The 14,457-nt window shown below is 70.1% G+C and carries 15 protein-coding genes; 6 read left to right on the top strand and 9 right to left on the bottom strand.

Going from position 1 to position 14,457, the window contains the following annotated elements; all coding sequences use genetic code 11:
* Positions 1 to 43: 43 nt before the first annotated feature.
* Complete coding sequence (locus tag OIE47_RS36915) at positions 44 to 898, bottom strand: helix-turn-helix domain-containing protein (protein ID WP_326559190.1); 855 nt, start codon at positions 896 to 898, stop codon at positions 44 to 46.
* Between the two features lie 144 nt (positions 899 to 1,042).
* On the opposite strand from OIE47_RS36915, the gene OIE47_RS36910 reads away from it, so the two are divergent.
* The 3 genes from OIE47_RS36910 (at position 1,043) to OIE47_RS36900 (ending at position 4,007) form a co-directional block, all read left to right on the top strand.
* A complete protein-coding gene (locus OIE47_RS36910) occupies positions 1,043 to 2,131 on the top strand; it encodes an FAD/NAD(P)-binding oxidoreductase (RefSeq protein ID WP_326559189.1) in 1,089 nt (362 codons plus the stop codon).
* Positions 2,132 to 2,157: 26 nt separating this feature from the next.
* Entirely contained in the window at positions 2,158 to 2,628 is a 471-nt protein-coding gene (locus OIE47_RS36905) for an SRPBCC family protein (protein WP_326559188.1), read from the top strand.
* Between the two features lie 110 nt (positions 2,629 to 2,738).
* Positions 2,739 to 4,007 (top strand): RNA polymerase sigma factor, encoded by a 1,269-nt coding sequence (locus OIE47_RS36900; RefSeq protein ID WP_326559187.1) that lies wholly within the window; start codon positions 2,739 to 2,741, stop codon positions 4,005 to 4,007.
* 17 nt (positions 4,008 to 4,024) lie between these two features.
* Here OIE47_RS36900 and OIE47_RS36895 read toward each other — a convergent pair whose 3' ends face one another.
* Positions 4,025 to 4,369 carry a YciI family protein gene (locus OIE47_RS36895; protein ID WP_326559186.1) on the bottom strand — a complete coding sequence of 115 codons (345 nt, stop codon included), beginning with the start codon at positions 4,367 to 4,369 and terminating at the stop codon, positions 4,025 to 4,027.
* Positions 4,370 to 4,526: 157 nt separating this feature from the next.
* Here OIE47_RS36895 and OIE47_RS36890 point away from each other — a divergent pair, with 157 nt between their 5' ends.
* On the top strand, positions 4,527 to 5,279 hold the full coding sequence (locus OIE47_RS36890; RefSeq protein ID WP_326559185.1) for a DUF899 domain-containing protein: 753 nt from the start codon (positions 4,527 to 4,529) through the stop codon (positions 5,277 to 5,279).
* Here OIE47_RS36890 and OIE47_RS36885 read toward each other — a convergent pair.
* Positions 5,240 to 5,680, bottom strand: coding sequence for an SRPBCC family protein (locus tag OIE47_RS36885; protein WP_326563339.1), 441 nt, complete (start codon positions 5,678 to 5,680; stop codon positions 5,240 to 5,242). The genes OIE47_RS36890 and OIE47_RS36885 overlap by 40 nt on opposite strands.
* Entirely contained in the window at positions 5,677 to 6,552 is an 876-nt protein-coding gene (locus tag OIE47_RS36880; RefSeq protein ID WP_326559184.1) for a winged helix-turn-helix transcriptional regulator, read from the bottom strand. Before OIE47_RS36880 ends, OIE47_RS36885 begins: the two co-directional genes overlap by 4 nt.
* A 52-nt stretch (positions 6,553 to 6,604) precedes the next feature.
* On the opposite strand from OIE47_RS36880, the gene OIE47_RS36875 reads away from it, so the two are divergent.
* Both OIE47_RS36875 and OIE47_RS36870 read left to right on the top strand, forming a co-directional pair.
* Positions 6,605 to 7,882: an MFS transporter gene (locus OIE47_RS36875; protein WP_326559183.1), complete on the top strand. Its 1,278-nt coding sequence runs from the start codon at positions 6,605 to 6,607 to the stop codon at positions 7,880 to 7,882.
* 107 nt (positions 7,883 to 7,989) lie between these two features.
* Positions 7,990 to 8,517: a GNAT family N-acetyltransferase gene (locus OIE47_RS36870; protein WP_326559182.1), complete on the top strand. Its 528-nt coding sequence runs from the start codon at positions 7,990 to 7,992 to the stop codon at positions 8,515 to 8,517.
* 51 nt (positions 8,518 to 8,568) lie between these two features.
* Here OIE47_RS36870 and OIE47_RS36865 read toward each other — a convergent pair whose 3' ends face one another.
* From OIE47_RS36865 to OIE47_RS36845, 5 genes are read right to left on the bottom strand one after another with little or no spacing between them, the layout of a single operon-like run.
* Complete coding sequence (locus OIE47_RS36865; protein ID WP_326559181.1) at positions 8,569 to 9,411, bottom strand: carbohydrate ABC transporter permease; 843 nt, start codon at positions 9,409 to 9,411, stop codon at positions 8,569 to 8,571.
* Positions 9,401 to 10,363 (bottom strand): carbohydrate ABC transporter permease, encoded by a 963-nt coding sequence (locus OIE47_RS36860; protein WP_326559180.1) that lies wholly within the window; start codon positions 10,361 to 10,363, stop codon positions 9,401 to 9,403. The genes OIE47_RS36865 and OIE47_RS36860 overlap by 11 nt, the downstream gene beginning before the upstream one ends.
* Before the next feature lie 10 nt (positions 10,364 to 10,373).
* On the bottom strand, positions 10,374 to 11,648 hold the full coding sequence (locus tag OIE47_RS36855) for an ABC transporter substrate-binding protein (RefSeq protein ID WP_326559179.1): 1,275 nt from the start codon (positions 11,646 to 11,648) through the stop codon (positions 10,374 to 10,376).
* A 12-nt stretch (positions 11,649 to 11,660) separates the two neighbouring features.
* Complete coding sequence (locus tag OIE47_RS36850; RefSeq protein ID WP_326563338.1) at positions 11,661 to 13,286, bottom strand: FAD-dependent oxidoreductase; 1,626 nt, start codon at positions 13,284 to 13,286, stop codon at positions 11,661 to 11,663.
* A gap of 20 nt (positions 13,287 to 13,306) precedes the next feature.
* Positions 13,307 to 14,350: a LacI family DNA-binding transcriptional regulator gene (locus OIE47_RS36845; protein WP_326559178.1), complete on the bottom strand. Its 1,044-nt coding sequence runs from the start codon at positions 14,348 to 14,350 to the stop codon at positions 13,307 to 13,309.
* Positions 14,351 to 14,457: the final 107 nt, after the last annotated feature.

The raw sequence follows: 14,457 nt of genomic DNA, 5'->3' as shown, positions 1-14,457 counted from the left end.
CCACGATCGGTGTCGCGTACCGCGTCATGGTTTGTCCTGTCTGTCAGCCGGCCACGGCGCGCAGCGCGCGTGACCCTCGTAGGTCGAGTCGGTCGAGCGCGGCGGTCGTCGCCGGGTCGGCGGGGAGGTACACGATCAGCCGCTGGTTGTCGTCGACCGGAAGTTCGAGCGTCTCGTAGGCCAGCCGCAGCTCGCCGGCCTCGGGGTGGACCAGCCGCATGATCCCGCTGGACCTCGGCAGCCCGGGTACGGTGCCCACCCGGCGGGTGAACGACTCCCCGGCGGTGATGGTCAACTCGTCCGCCAGCTCCGCCACGGCCTGGTCCGCCCGGAACGGCCCCTGCTTCAGTGCGGCGACGTGTTCGTCGGCGACGTGGTCCCAGTCCGGGTACGCGGAGCGGGCCCGGTCGTCGGTGAAGACGAACCGGGCGAGGTTCGGTGGTGTTCCGTCCAGCAGGCCGACCGGTCCCGCCAACCGCTGGTAACCGGCGGTGCAGACGAGGATCTCGCTCACGTGGTTGAGCAGTACGGCGGGCGCGGGCTCAAGCTGGTTGATCAGGCTCTGCACGGTGGGTCGTACGGTGCGCGTCGGTCCCGCGTCGCCCCGGCAGGTGAAACCGCCCTCGACCCCCTTGGCCAGGCGGTGCAGGTGTACGCGTTCGCGTCCGGTCAGCCGGAGCGCGTCGGCCAGGGTCGACAGCACCTGGGCGGACGGCCGCCGGTCGTGCCCCTGCTCGAGGCGGGTGACGTACTCGACGCTGACGCCGGCCAGCACGGCGACCTCCGACCGGCGCAGTCCCGGCGTCCGGCGGCGGGGTCCGGCGGGCAGTCCCACCTCGGCGGGCGTCACGGTCTCACGGCGGATACGCAGGAACATACCCAGCTCGTTGTCGCTCACGTCCCGAACCTAACAGCAGTCGGTCATCGGATCGTATCCCCACCGCTACCACCCTCGGCTCGGACTCCCTGGTCGTCGCGGGCCTCGCCAGGGTGGGGGCGTGGCCTTTCCGGGCCACCTCGTGATTCGTCCCGGAGGTGTGCTGTGGTTCCAACAGTGGTCGTGGTGGGCGGCGGGTACGGCGGCATCACGGTGGCGAAGGCGCTGGACGACGTCGCCGACGTTGTCCTGGTCGAGCCCCGCGACACGTTCGTGCACACCGTCGCCGGGTTGCGCGCGGCCGTGGACCCGGACTGGGCGGATCGGATCTTCCTCCCGTACGACCGGCTCCTGACCCGTGGACGGGTGCACCGGGACCGGGCGGTCCGGGTGTCCGCGACCGCCGTCGAACTCGGCTCCGGAGAGGTGATCGGGGCCGACTACGTCGTGCTCGCCACGGGCGTGGTCTACCCGTACCCGGCCAGGATGGATGTGGAGGACAGTACGTCCGCCCGGTCGAAGCTCGGGGCCACCCGCGACGCGTTGCACCGGGCCCGACGGGTCCTGCTCCTCGGCGCCGGACCGGTGGGGCTGGAGTTCGCCGGCGAGATCAAGTCGGTGTGGCCGGGGAAGACCGTCACGGTCGTGGACCCCGGTACGGATCTCGTCTCCGGACGTTTTCCGGACGAGTTCCGTTCGATCCTGCGCACCCAACTGGACCAACTGGGCGTCGAGGTCCTGCTCGGTACGTCGTTGCGGGAACTGCCCCGGTCGGAGCCGGGTCGGGCGGCCACCGTCACCGTGACCACCGGATCCGGTACGGAGATCACCGCGGACATCTGGTTCCCCTGCTACGGGGTGAGTACCGACACCGACTATCTCGACGCCGACCTGCGGGCGGCCCGGCGGCCCGACAACCTGCTCGTCGTCACACCGGAGCTGCGGCTGCACGGCCAGGACACCGTGTTCGCGATCGGGGACGTCACCGCGGTACCCGAGATGAAGATGGCCCGCGCCGCCCAGAAACACGCCGAGGTGGTGGCCGCCAACATCCGGACCCTGATCGGGGGCGGCACCGACCTGACCACCTACCTGCCGGCGGCGGACGCCATCGTCCTCCCGCTCGGCCCCAAGGGCGGTGTCTCGTACGCACCCGAGGTCGGCGTGCTCGGCGCCGGACCCACCTCGGACATCAAGGGCGACCTGTTCGTCGACAACTACCTCGAACTTCTCGGCCTGACCGTGACCCCGTGACCATCCGCCGACGTTAGGTTCGACCCATGCAGTCAACGTACGTATCGCAGCATGTGCGGGCCTCACGTCCGGCCGTCTACCGGGCACTGCTGGACGCCCACGCGATCGCGAAGTGGCGGGTTCCGGTCGGCATGAGCAGCCAGGTGCACGAGTTCGAGGCGAGAGAGGGTGGTTCGTTCCGCGTCTCGCTCACGTACGACACCACGGACGGCGTGGGTAAGTCGGCGGCGCACACCGACACGTACCACGGGCACTTCGTCCGGCTCGTGCCGGACGAGCAGGTGGTCGAGGTGTTCGAGTTCGAGACCACGGACCCGGCGCTGCGCGGCACGATGACGATGACCACCACCCTGGTCGACGCGGACGGTGGAACCGAGGTGCGGATCGCGCACGAGGGCCTGCCGGACAGCATTCCCGCCGCCGACAACGAGACCGGTACGCGGATGGCGCTGGAAAATCTCGCCCGGCTCGTCGAGGCCGAAGAGGGAAGTTCCTGACGACGTCGAGCCCGGCTCCGCCGACCAGCCGCCGGAGCCGGGCCGGGTGGCGGGACGAAGACCGGCGTCGGTGACCGGGAAGTCCCGCGTGGGCGTTGCATGATGGGACGATGAAGACCGATGACGAGGTCAACGATCTGCTCCGCCGGCTGGCGCCGCAGGTTCTCGGCACGTTGGTCCGGCGTCACGGTGGCATCGACACGTGCGAGGACGCGGTCCAGGACGCGCTGCTCGCGGCGGCCGTCCAGTGGTCCACGGACGGCATACCCGACAATCCTCCGGGCTGGTTGATCACGGTCGCCTCGCGCCGGTTGACCGACCGGTACCGCAGCGACGCCGCCCGTCGGCGCCGGGAGGTGACAGACGCGGCGTTGCGGCCACCGGACCGGCAGTGGGTGCCGGGTCCGGACACGGATCAACCACCGGACTCCGACGACACGCTGATCCTGCTGTTCCTGTGCTGCCACCCCGCGTTGTCACCGGTCTCCCAGGCCGCCCTGACCCTGCGCGCCGTCGGAGGGCTGTCCACGGAGCAGATCGCCCGCGCGTTCCTCACCGCCGAGCCGACGATGAAACAACGGATCAGCCGGGCCAAGCAGCGGATCAGGGCCAGCGGTGTGCCGTTCGAGCTGCCGCCCGAGCAGGAGCGGCCGGCCCGGCTCCGGGTGGTCACGCACGTCCTCTACCTGATCTTCAACGAGGGGTACACCACCACGTCGGGTCCCCGGTTGCAGCGAGACGACCTGACCGGTGAGGCGATCCGGCTGACCCGCGAACTGCACCGGTTACAGCCGGACGACGGCGAGGTCGCCGGTCTGCTCGCGTTGATGCTGCTCACCGATGCCCGTCGGCCGGCGCGTACCGGGCCGGACGGCAGCCTGATCCCGCTGGACGAGCAGGACCGCAGCCGGTGGGACCGGCAGGCCGTACGGGAGGGAGTGGCGCTGTTGACCCGTACGCTGCCGCGCGGGTCGGCCGGGCCGTTCCAGTTGCAGGCGGCGATCGCGGCCGTGCATGCCGAGGCGGAACGGGCGCAGGACACCGACTGGCCGCAGATCCTCGGCCTCTATGACCTGCTGCAACGGATGTCGCTCGGCCCGATGGTGGCGCTCAACCGTGCGGTGGCGGTCGCCATGGTGCACGGGCCGAGGGCCGCACTCGGCCTGCTCCGGAAACTGGCCATGGACGACCGGTTGGCCGGACATCACCGGCTGGAGGCGACCCGTGCCCATCTGCTGGAGCTGGCGGGCGAGCCGGTGGCGGCACGGTCCTCGTACGCCCTGGCCGCCGTTCTGACGACAAACGTGCTGGAGCGGCGCTACCTCGAGAAGCGCGCCGACCGGGTGGTCACCGACACCGTCGGGGCGGCCGGCGGCTGACCCCGGTCAACCCGCGCTCACTCCTCCGGCCAGAACGGCCGCAGTTCGATGGTGCCGAGCTTGGCGCCGGGGTGCTTCGACGCCACCTCGATCGCCTCCTTCAGATCGGCGCACTCGATCACGTCGAAGCCCGCCATCTGCTCCTTCGTCTCGGCGAACGGACCGTCGGAGATCAGCAGTTCGCCGCCGCGCAACTGGACCGAGGTGGCATCACTGACCGGGCGCAGACGATCGCCGAGTACGCGTACCCCACGGTTGTCCATCTCCCGGGCCCAGGCGCCGACGGCCTCCATCTCGGCCGCGTCTTCCTCGGGGGTCAGCTCGATCGACTCGTCAACGCAGACCATCAGCAGGTACTTCAACGTCCGTCCTACCTGTTCGGGGGCCGGTAACCGACCGGAATGTACCAGCCGGCCAGGGCGTCGGCGGAAAGTTCCCCGCCCTGTGTCGCCGACCGGATCTCCGCTCCGACCTGTCTACGGAGCCTCCACCGGGGGCACGTCGAGAAGGGAAAGCGGCATGGGTGACATCCAGGTGGTGTCGAGGGACGCCTGGTTGGTGGCTCGCAGACGGCTGCTCGCCAACGAGGAGCAGGCCGCGCGGGTGCTGGCCGAGGTCAGCGCCGAGCGGCAGGCGCTGCCGGTGGTCGAGGTCGACAAGGAGTACGTGTTCGAGGGGCCGGACGGCAAGGTGACCCTGCCGGAGCTCTTCGAGGGGCGAAGCCAGTTGATCGTCTACCACTTCATGTTCGACCCCGCGTGGGAGGCCGGCTGCAAGTTCTGCTCCTACCTGGTGGACAGCATCGGCAACCTGTCCCATCTGCACCGCAGGGACACCACGTTCGCCCTCGTCTCCCGTGCCCCGTACGCCGGGATCGAGAGGTTCAGGGCGCGGATGGGTTGGACGATGCCCTGGTACTCGTCCTTCGGCAGCGACTTCAACTACGACTTCCACGTGACGCAGGACGAGAGCGTCGCCCCGGTCGAGTACAACTACCAGGACAGGGAGACCCTGCTGCAAAACGGCGAGGAGTGGGTGACCCGGGGCGAGCAGAGCGGCCTGAGCGTCTTCGTCCAGCACGACGCGACGGTCTTCCACACGTACTCCGGATACGGCGACGGCCCGACCGTGCTGCACGGCACCGACACGCTGCTCGACTTCACCCCGCAGGGCAGGCCGCGGCTGGACGAGCTGAGCCGCTGGCTGCGCCACCACGACAGGTACGCCCCCGCTCAGCTCGGGGCGGCGGGGGTGGTCAGTCCGTCGAAGTAGGGCTTCATCGCCGGGTAGTAGTCGTCGAACACGGGCGTGGGCGATCCGTCGCGCGCGGCTGCGAGCATGTCCAGGTAGTACTCCCAGCCGGGGCCGACCTCGCCCACCCCGTCCTCGGTCTCCAGGTGGTGCACGAGCGTGAGTTCGGTGCTGCCGTCGATCTCGGCCAGGAGCAGTTCCAGCCGCCACGGGCCGGCCTCGTCCACGGTCGACACGGCCAGCCGGCGCGGCGGCTCGCAGGCCTCGATGAGCATGTCGGACCAGGGAGCGGTCTCCTCGTACGCCATCTGGACCTTGATTGTCCTGCCCGGCGCAGGGTCGCCCTGCCACGGGCCGAACCAGCGGGCCGTGCGCTCGGATTCGGTGACGCTGGCCCAGACGCCGGGCCGTGCCGCTCTCAGCGGTCGTGCACGAGAGTGAGCATCTCCGCGACGGAGCCGGCCGGGTCCGTGATCGGAAACTGCGTCGCGCGGATCACCGAGTCGGGGTCGACCAGCAGGGTGAAGCGCTTGAAGCGGTCGACGCCGGCCGCCCGGAACGTCGGCAGCAGCAGCCCGGCGGCGAGCTTGCTGTCCTGGTCCGACAGGAGCGGGTAGGGCAACCTCGCGTGCGTCACGAAGGCGGCCAACTCGTCGGGTCGCTGCGTGCTGACGCCCCGGACGGTGGCGCCGGCCGACTCGAAGTCGGCGAACCGGGACGCGTAGGTGAGCGATTCCAGGGTGCAGCCCCTCGCACCCGGAATGTCGGCCCAACCGGGCGGGTAGCCCTGGGTGCCGGGCGCGAAGGCGCCGGGAAAGAAGTAGAGGACCGTCCAGACGTCGCCCGGTCCGGTGGGGGAGACCCGCTCGCCGTCGTGCCGGTCCAGGACGACGTCCGGCATTCTCCGACCAATCAGATCGTGTACGCGGCGGCTCTCGGCGGAACCGTCCTCGCTGGTCGCGGTCACCGTCCCGTCGCCCATCACGTGTCGGGTGCCCCAGTCCTGCAACGCGATGAGGGCCGGGAGCAGCCCCTCGCCCTTGCTCGTCAGCACATAGTCGTAGCGGGGCGGGTGGGCGGAGTAGACCCGTTTCTCCAGCACCCCGTGTGCGACGAGGCTGGCCAGGCGCTCGGCCAGGGCGCGGCGGCTGACTCCCAGTTCCCGCTGGAGGGCGTCGAACCGGGTCGTGCCACCGGCGATGTCGCGTACGACCAGGAAGGTCCACCAGTCGCCGATCACCCCGAGCGCCTGCGCGATACCGCAGTCGGCATCGGCCAGATCCGCCCGCTTCATGCCCTCGACTATAGTGCGTTTCATTCTGGAACTCACTCGGGGAGGGTGCGGGATGACGGTCGACAGTGCCGGTGGCGGTGTCTTCTGGCGGTGGTGGACGGCAGGGACCGCGAGTGGGCTCGGTTCGGCGGTCGGCGCGGTGGCGTTGCCCCTGACCGCGTTGACGGTGCTCGACGCCTCCGCGTTCGAGATGGGCCTGATCGTCGCCGCCACTTACGTCGCCTGGATCGTGATCGGCCTACCCGCCGGGGTGATGGTGCAGCGACTACCGATGCGCCGGACCCAGATCGTCGCCGACCTCGCGCGTGCGGTGGCGGTCGTCTCGATCCCGGTGGCCTGGTGGGCGGACCGCCTGACGGTTGCCCAGTTGGTCGTCGTGGCCCTGGTGACCAGCTTCGCGAACGTCATCTTCGACGTCGCCAACTCCACCTTCCTGCCGTCGATCGTCAGTCGGGAGCAGTTGCAGTCGCGCAACAGCCTGACCTCCGGCACCCATGCCACCACCCAACTCGGCGGACCGTCCGTCGGCGGCCTGATCGTCCAGGTGCTCGGCGCGGTGCCCACCCTCCTCGTCGACGCCGTCAGCTACCTCGCCTCCGCCCTGCTGCTGCGTACGCTGCCCGAACGGCGCGCCGAGGCGCCCGACCGCTGGCCGCCGGTGCGCGCGATGATCCGTGAGGGCTGGCGGTTCGTGGCGCACCACCCGGTGATGGGCCCGTGCATGTGGGTGGCCACCGCGGCGAACACCGTCTGCGGGGCCCAGCACGCGCTCTACGCGCTCTACCTCGTACGCGAGCTGCACGCCGAGCCCGGCCTGGTCGGCCTCCTGTTGGCGGCGGACGGCGTCGGTACGCTGATCGGCGCCGCGCTGACGAATCGGATAACGGCCCGGCTCGGGACCGCCCGCGCCCTGATCGTGGTCGGGTTCGTCTCGGTCGCCGGGGCGGTTGTCGTTCCACTCGGTACGGGCTGGCTGGCCTTCGTGGCGTTCGCCGTCGGCAACGTGGTCTTCTCCGTCGGCGTGGTGGTGCTCAGCGTGGTGACCAGGACCTACCGGCAGATCGCCAGCCCACCGGAAATGCTCTCCCGGGTGATGGCCACGGTCCGCTTCGTCTCCTGGGGCGCGATCCCGATCGGCGGCCTGGTGGCCGGACTCGTCGCGGGGGTGCTCGGTGGTCGCGCCACCCTGATGATCTTCGTGCTGGCGGCCCTCTGCATGCCACTGATCCTGCTGGCCTCACCGATCCGGCACCTGCGCGACCTCACCGACTTCCGGGCGGACGAACTGCCGTCGAGCCCGGTGTCGGGGGGTGTCGTCGGGGCCCGTTGACGCTATTCGCGTTGACCGCCACCTCGGCCTCCTGCTACCACTGGCGGTTTCCGGCTACCACTGTCGGTTTCCGGAACCAACCATCGAAGTGGACGAAGGGCCGGGGTGTGTTCGTACTGGGGAACCTGGTGAAGCTGCGCGCGATGGAGCCGTCGGACGCCGAGGCGCTGTGGCGGTGGAACCACGATCCGGAGGTGATGCGCTGGATGGACGACGGGTACGCCCAGACGCTGACCCGGGTCACCACGTGGATGCAGGAGCGCCCGCGGAACGACTACGGTGACGTCCTGTTCGGGATCGAGGTCGTCGAGAACACCAGGCTCATCGGCCTGGTCCGGCTGCACGGCGCCGAGCCGGAGACCGGCTGTGCCGACCTGGACATCTACCTCGGCGAGAAGGACTACTGGGGAAAGGGCTACGCCACCGACGCGATGCGTACGGTCTGCCGGTACGGCTTCGACAAGATGCGCCTGCACAAGATCACGCTGACCGTGGTGGCCGAGAACCACGCCGCCCACCACGTCTACCGGAAGGTGGGGTTCGTCGACGAGGGCAGGTTGCGCCAGACGTTCCGCCGGGACGGCAAGTGGCACGACAAGTTCACCATGGGCCTGCTCGAAGGCGAACTCCGCTGACCGGTGTTGGCGCGGCGGGATCGGCCCGCCGCGCCAGCACCCCGCCGGCTGTCAGCCCTTGAGCCCCGTGTGGGCCAACCCCTCGATGAACTGGCGCTGGGCGAGGACGAAGACGACCAGTACCGGCAGCGCGGTCATCGACGCCGCCGAGAGCTGTACGTCCCACATCGGGCCGCCGTACGCGTCGACGAACTGGGTCAGCGCCTGGGGCAGGGTGAACTTCTCCGGACTCGACAGGAAGACGATCGGCTCCAGGTAGAGGTTCCAGCTGTGCAGGAAGGTGAAGATCGCCACCGCGCCGAGCGCCGGCCGGGCCAGCGGCAGCGCGATCCGCCAGAACGTCGCCAGCCGGCCGAGCCCGTCGACCCGGGCCGCCTCCTCCAACTCCGCCGGCAGGGTGATGAAGAACTGCCGCATGATGAAGGTCGCCAGCACACTCGGTGCGCCGAGCATCGGCACCAGGATCAGCGGCCAGTGGGTGTCGACCAGGCCGAGCGAGTTGAACAGCTGGAACAGTGGCACGATCGTCACCTCGCTCGGAATGAGCAGGCCGACGAGCACCACCAGGAACAGGAACTGCTGCCCACGGAACCGGATCCGGGCGAAGGCGTACCCGGCCAGGGCCGACACCGCGAGCGTGCCGATGGTCACCACGGCCGCGATGTACGCGCTGTTGAAGTACTGCCGGGCGAACGGCTGCAACTCGAACACCCGGCGGTACGCCGAGAAGCTCCACTCGGTCGGGATCAGCGACGGCGGGAAGGCGAAGATGTCGGCGACCGGCTTGAACGACGAGGTGATCATCCACCAGGTCGGGAAGACGAACGGTACGGCCAGCAGGCAGATGACGCCGTAGAGCGTCAACCGGGCCCGCAGCGACAGCCTACTGTTCATGGAAGACCCACCTCCTGCGCATCCGCCACTGCACGACGGTCAGCGTCAACACGATTGCGAACAGCAGCACGGACAGGGTGGACCCGTAGCCGAACTGGTGGAACTGGAACGCCTGCTGGTAGAGGTAGTAGACGAGCACGGTGGTCGAGGTGCCCGGCCCGCCCTGGGTCAGGACGGCGATCTGGGCGAAGACCTGCAACGCGCCGGCCACCGTGATGATCGAGGTCAGCAGGATGGTCGGGCTGATCAGCGGCACGGTGATCCGGCGGAACTGGGTCCACCGGCTGGCGCCCTCGACCGTCGCCGCCTCGTACAACTCGGCCGGAACGCCCTGCAACGCGGCCAGGAAGAGCACCATGTTCAGGCCGACGTTCTTGACCACCTGCACCACGATCACCGACAGCATCGCGGTCCACTCACCGCGCAGCCAGTTGGGGCCGTCCGCGCCGACCATCCCGGCGACGCCGTTGACCCCGCCGTTGTCCTGCAACAGGAAACCCCACACGATGGTCCAGGCGACGAGCGAGACCACCACCGGGGAGAAGAACAGCGTACGGAACACGACGGTGCCGCGCAGTTTCTGGTTGAGCAGTACGGCGAGCAGCAGGGCCAGCCCGAGGTTGAGCACGACCAGCCCGACGGAGAAGTACGCGGTGGAGCGCAGCACCGAGGGCAGGTTCGGATCGTCGACGAGCTTGCGGTAGTTGTCCGTACCGACGAAGTCGAAGGTGTCGGCGAGCACGTTCCACTCGTGCAGGCTGTACCAGACCACCAGGCCCAGCGGGAGCAGCACGAACAGTGCCGTACCGATGAGCTGTGGGGTGACGAAGAGCAGGCCGGCGAGCTGGTCCCGCCGGCGCGACGTCCACCACGCGCGCCGCTGCGGCGGGGTCTCGCCCGGGGCGGGCCGGGTGTCGACCCGGCCCGCCGCGTTGTCCGTCAGGACCGGCATCGGTGATCCCCTACTTGCCCAGGAGCGGGTTGATCGCCGAGCAGACCCCGTCGAGTACACCCTCGACGTTGGCGTCGGCCTTCCACAGCGGGTCGAGCGCCGCCCGTACGGCCTGGCTCAGCTCGGCCTGACCGCTGTGGCTCGGCTTGACCACCCCGTTGGCGATCCCGTCGATCACCACCTTCTGCAACTGCTCCGGCTTGAGCAGCGGGTTGGTCTTGGCCAGCGTCTCGGCGGTGAGCAGCGGCGTACGCGGCGGCGGGAAGAACTGCGCCAGCTTCGCCGAGTTCGTGGGATTGGTCAGGTACGCCAGGAAGTCGGCTGCCGCGTCGGCGTGCTTGCCCTTCTTCAGCACGCCCATGCCGCCCTGCCCGATCACCGAGTAGCCGCCCTTCGGCCCGGCCGGCAGCGGCACCAGGTCCCACCCGAACGTCTGCTTCTCCAGCAGCGACGCCCGGGAGATCTGGGTGATGGTCATGCCGGCCTCACCGGCGAAGAAGTCGGCGGCGGTGCCGGGGCCGGGCAGCGCCTTGGCGGTGAAGATGGCGTTGTGCAGGAAGGTCATCGCCTCGACCATCTCCGGGGCGTTGAAACCGCAGGTTTTGCCGTCCGCGCTCCACGCCTGGGCACCCCAACCGGTCCACACGGTGGAGAGGTTGTCCCAGCCCTTGTAGTCGAAGTCGCGTACGACCAGACCGGCCTTGCCGGTCTTGGACGCCACGGCGGACGCGGTGGCGATGGCGTTGTCCCAGTTCCAGGTGCCGGTGGCGATCAGCTCGGCCGGGCTCTTCGCGCCGGCGGCCTTGACCAGGTCGGTGTTGACGAAGATGCCGAACGGCGAGGTGGAGAAGGGGTAGCCGTAGAGCTTGCCGTCGCGCTGCCAGAGCTTGGTCGCGGCCGGGGTCAGCTCGTCGAAGTTGTAGCCGTCGGTGCCCTTGAGGGTGTCGTCCAGCGGCACCAGCGCACCGGAGGAGACGAAGTCGGGGGCCGCGTTCTCCAGCACCCAGGCCAGGTCGGGCGGGTTACCGCCGGCTATCTGGGTGGTCAGGGTGGTGGTGTAGCTCTCGAACGGGATCGGGTCGAAGGTGATCGCGGTGACGTCCGGGTGGGTGGCGCGGTACTCGGCGGCGATCTCGTTGAACAGCTTCAGGTGGGCCTCGTTCGCCGACCAGGTGGTCATCCGCAGCGAGACCGGGCCGTCGGAGCCGCCGCTGTCGCCGCCTCCGCAGCCGCTCAGGCCGAGCAGCGCGGTGAGCGCGACGACGGCCGTCAACCGGTTCTTCATCAAGGTCCTCCCTCAGTAGCCGGCGACGTCGGGCCAGCGCAGCTCGACACCGTCCTCGGCGAGGCGGTTCTGGAAGTCGGCCAGCAGGCCGGGGGTGTAACGCACCGCGCGGGGGGTGACCCGCCGGGCCAGGCAGAAGTCCGCGAGCAGGCCGGCAACCTCGCCGACGTTCCACTCCACGGGGTGAAGGCGGTACGAACCGTTGGTGATGTGGGTGGTGCCGATGTTCTTTCCGGCGGGCAGCAGGTTCTCCACCCGCCGGGGGATGAGGGCGCCGAGCGGGATCTCGAACGGGCACGAGGCCACGTCGACGTAGTTGTCCCCGCCGGTGGAGGGGTGAAGGTCGATCCGGTACATGCCGACGCCGACCGAGTCCGCGTAACTGGCCGCGCCCTTGTCACCGCGTACGTCCAGGGAGAGGTCCTGTTCGACCACGGTGTACTCGGCCCGGATCCGCCGGGCCTCCCGGATGTACGGGGCCTGGGCGAGCCCGCTGTGCGTCACGTCGCCGCCGTTGCTGATTCCCCCGTTGCCGGTGACGTCGCCGCGCAGCCGCAGCCCGGGGAACCCGGCCCCGCCGTCCGCGCGGGGCGCCTCGGTCTGTAGCCAGTACAGCACCGACAGGGAGAGTTCCCGGGCCGCCGCGATGTGCCGCTCGGGGTCCGGTACGTCGATCACCGGGCTCTCGAAGTAGTCGATCATCGGCCAGTTGACCAGGCAGATGTCGCTGTCGTACGCGCCCGGCCGGAACGAGCGCCGGGCGGCGATCCGGCGGAACGTCCAGAGGTTGCCGTCACCGGCGCTGACCCGCTGGTCGGCCTGGACCAGCCACGGGTCGTCGTCCGGGTTGGGGGTGAAGCTCCGCTCGGAGATCTCCAGCGTGCGCGGGTTGGGGGAGCGGAACGACAGCATCCTGTCCCCCCAGAACGCCGGCTGGTACGCGCGCCAGAAGTCGTACCGGGCCGGCCGGTCGATGGTGTGGTCGCCGTCGACGTGGTCGATCGCGAAGCAGACCGAGACCGCCTGCATGTTGGTCGGCTGGGCCTCGTCCGGTGCGCTCGGCTCACCGGTCTCGGCCCGCGACTCGAACCCGGTGACGTACTCGGTGCCGGTCAGTGGCAGCAACTCCCCGGTCTCGGTGGCGTCGAGCACGTACGGGGCGGTCACGTGCACCCGCTCGTCGCTGTCCCGGTGCGCCAGGGTCACCCCGGTCACCCGGTCGCCGTCGGTGTCGGCACCCACCGGCCGGTACGGCTGGAGCAGCCGCAACCGCCCCGCACCCAGGTACGGCGCGAGCATCGCCTCGATCACCGCGACCGCGACCCGGGGCTCGTGGCAGAGCCGGCTGACGTGCCCGGCACCGGGGTTGAGCGCGACCGTGTTCCGGGCCCGTTCGGTGAGCGGGTAGTAGCGGCGGTAGTAGTCCCGGATGCCGTCACGCAGTGACCGGTAGCTCGCGGTCACGCCGAACTGCTCGACCCAGGAGTGCTCGTCCGGCGGGACGGCCTGGCTGGTGAGCTGGCCACCGAGCCAGTCGTACTCCTCGGTCAGCACCACCGATCGGCCGGCCCGCAGCGCGGCGAGTGCGGCGGCGACGCCACCGAGCCCGCCGCCGACGATCAGTACCTCGGCCCGCATGTCTGACAAGATCTGTCCTTTCATTTCGGTGCCGCCGGGGACGCCAGGGTGGCGCCGTCGACCGGCTGGCAGGGCACCAGCAGTTGCGGCGCGCCCTCCGGGCCGCCCTCGATCAGCCCGGTCAGCACCTCGACGGCCTGCCAGCCCATCTCGCGGCGGGGGATCCGGAAGCCGGTGAAGTCGAGGTCGGTGGCGGCCGCGGGTCGGGTCGGGTCGCCGAGCGCCAGGATCGACAGGTCGCGCGGCACGTCCAGTCCGCGTTCGCGGGCCACCTGCGCGATCGCGACGCCGTCGGCGTACTCCTCGACGACGGCGGCGGTGATCCCGGTGGCGAGCAGGGTGTCGAGCAACTCGGCGGGGGAGCGGTCCGCGGTCGGCTCGTGCGTCAGGGGTAGGCCGGCGGCGTCGAGCGCGGCCCGGAAGCCGGTCATCCGGTCCGCGTGCGACTCGGGGCCCGCGCCCTGCCCGAGGTAGGCCAGCGCGGTGTGGCCGGCGTCGAGGGCGCGGCGTACGACCGCCGAGGTAGCCTCGGGATAGTCGGCGCCGACGTACGGCACCGGACCGCCGGCGTCGTCGCGGCGGCCGACCGAGACGAAGGGTTGCCCCTCGGCGACCAGCCGGGCCAGCTCGTTCCGGTCGAGCGAGCGGCCGAGCAGGACGCAACCGTCGGCGAGGCGCAGCCGGTTGTCGTCGTGGAAGATCCGCCGGTGGCCGTCGGCGACCGGGGCGCTGGTGAGCAGGAGCAGGTCGCAGCCGAGCCGCTCGGCGCACTCCTCGATGCCGACCAGGAACGGGTGGTAGAAGTCGCCGGTGCCGGCGGGGAAGACCGGTTCGTAGGTGAAGACGCCGAGGATGCGGTTGTGCCGGGCGGCGAGGCGCCGGGCGACCGGGTCGGCGACGTAGCCGGTGGTGCGGATGGCGTGCAGCACCCGTTCGCGGGTTTCCGGCGCGATCCGTACGGTGCCGTCGTCGCGGCCGTTCAGCACCAGCGAGACGGTCGCCTGGCTGACGCCGGTCATCCGGGCGATGTCCTGCTGGGTGACTCGCCTACGGGGTCCGGTCACTGTGCGTGTCCATTCGTTTCTGGGCTAATACGCATTAGCTACGTCGAGGTGAAATCTTGCGGCCGACCAACCGCTCACGTCAAGACCTCGCGCAGGATTCGTTCGCG

Source organism: Micromonospora sp. NBC_01796, assembly GCF_035917455.1.
GTDB lineage: Bacteria > Actinomycetota > Actinomycetes > Mycobacteriales > Micromonosporaceae > Micromonospora_G.
Note: the sequence above shows the minus strand (reverse complement) of the source record. Positions and strands in the feature narration are given on the sequence as shown.

Excerpts from the sequence above, each read along its gene's own strand:
- OIE47_RS36905 (WP_326559188.1), top strand. The coding sequence starts at position 2,158 with ATGCAGTCAACGTACGTATCGCAGCATGTGCGGGCCTCACGTCCGGCC.
- OIE47_RS36900 (WP_326559187.1), top strand. The coding sequence starts at position 2,739 with ATGAAGACCGATGACGAGGTCAACGATCTGCTCCGCCGGCTGGCGCCG.
- OIE47_RS36890 (WP_326559185.1), top strand. The coding sequence starts at position 4,527 with ATGGGTGACATCCAGGTGGTGTCGAGGGACGCCTGGTTGGTGGCTCGC.
- OIE47_RS36880 (WP_326559184.1), bottom strand. The coding sequence starts at position 6,552 with ATGAAGCGGGCGGATCTGGCCGATGCCGACTGCGGTATCGCGCAGGCG.
- OIE47_RS36875 (WP_326559183.1), top strand. The coding sequence starts at position 6,605 with ATGACGGTCGACAGTGCCGGTGGCGGTGTCTTCTGGCGGTGGTGGACG.
- OIE47_RS36865 (WP_326559181.1), bottom strand. The coding sequence starts at position 9,411 with ATGAACAGTAGGCTGTCGCTGCGGGCCCGGTTGACGCTCTACGGCGTC.
- OIE47_RS36860 (WP_326559180.1), bottom strand. The coding sequence starts at position 10,363 with ATGCCGGTCCTGACGGACAACGCGGCGGGCCGGGTCGACACCCGGCCC.
- OIE47_RS36855 (WP_326559179.1), bottom strand. The coding sequence starts at position 11,648 with ATGAAGAACCGGTTGACGGCCGTCGTCGCGCTCACCGCGCTGCTCGGC.
- OIE47_RS36850 (WP_326563338.1), bottom strand. The coding sequence starts at position 13,286 with ATGCGGGCCGAGGTACTGATCGTCGGCGGCGGGCTCGGTGGCGTCGCC.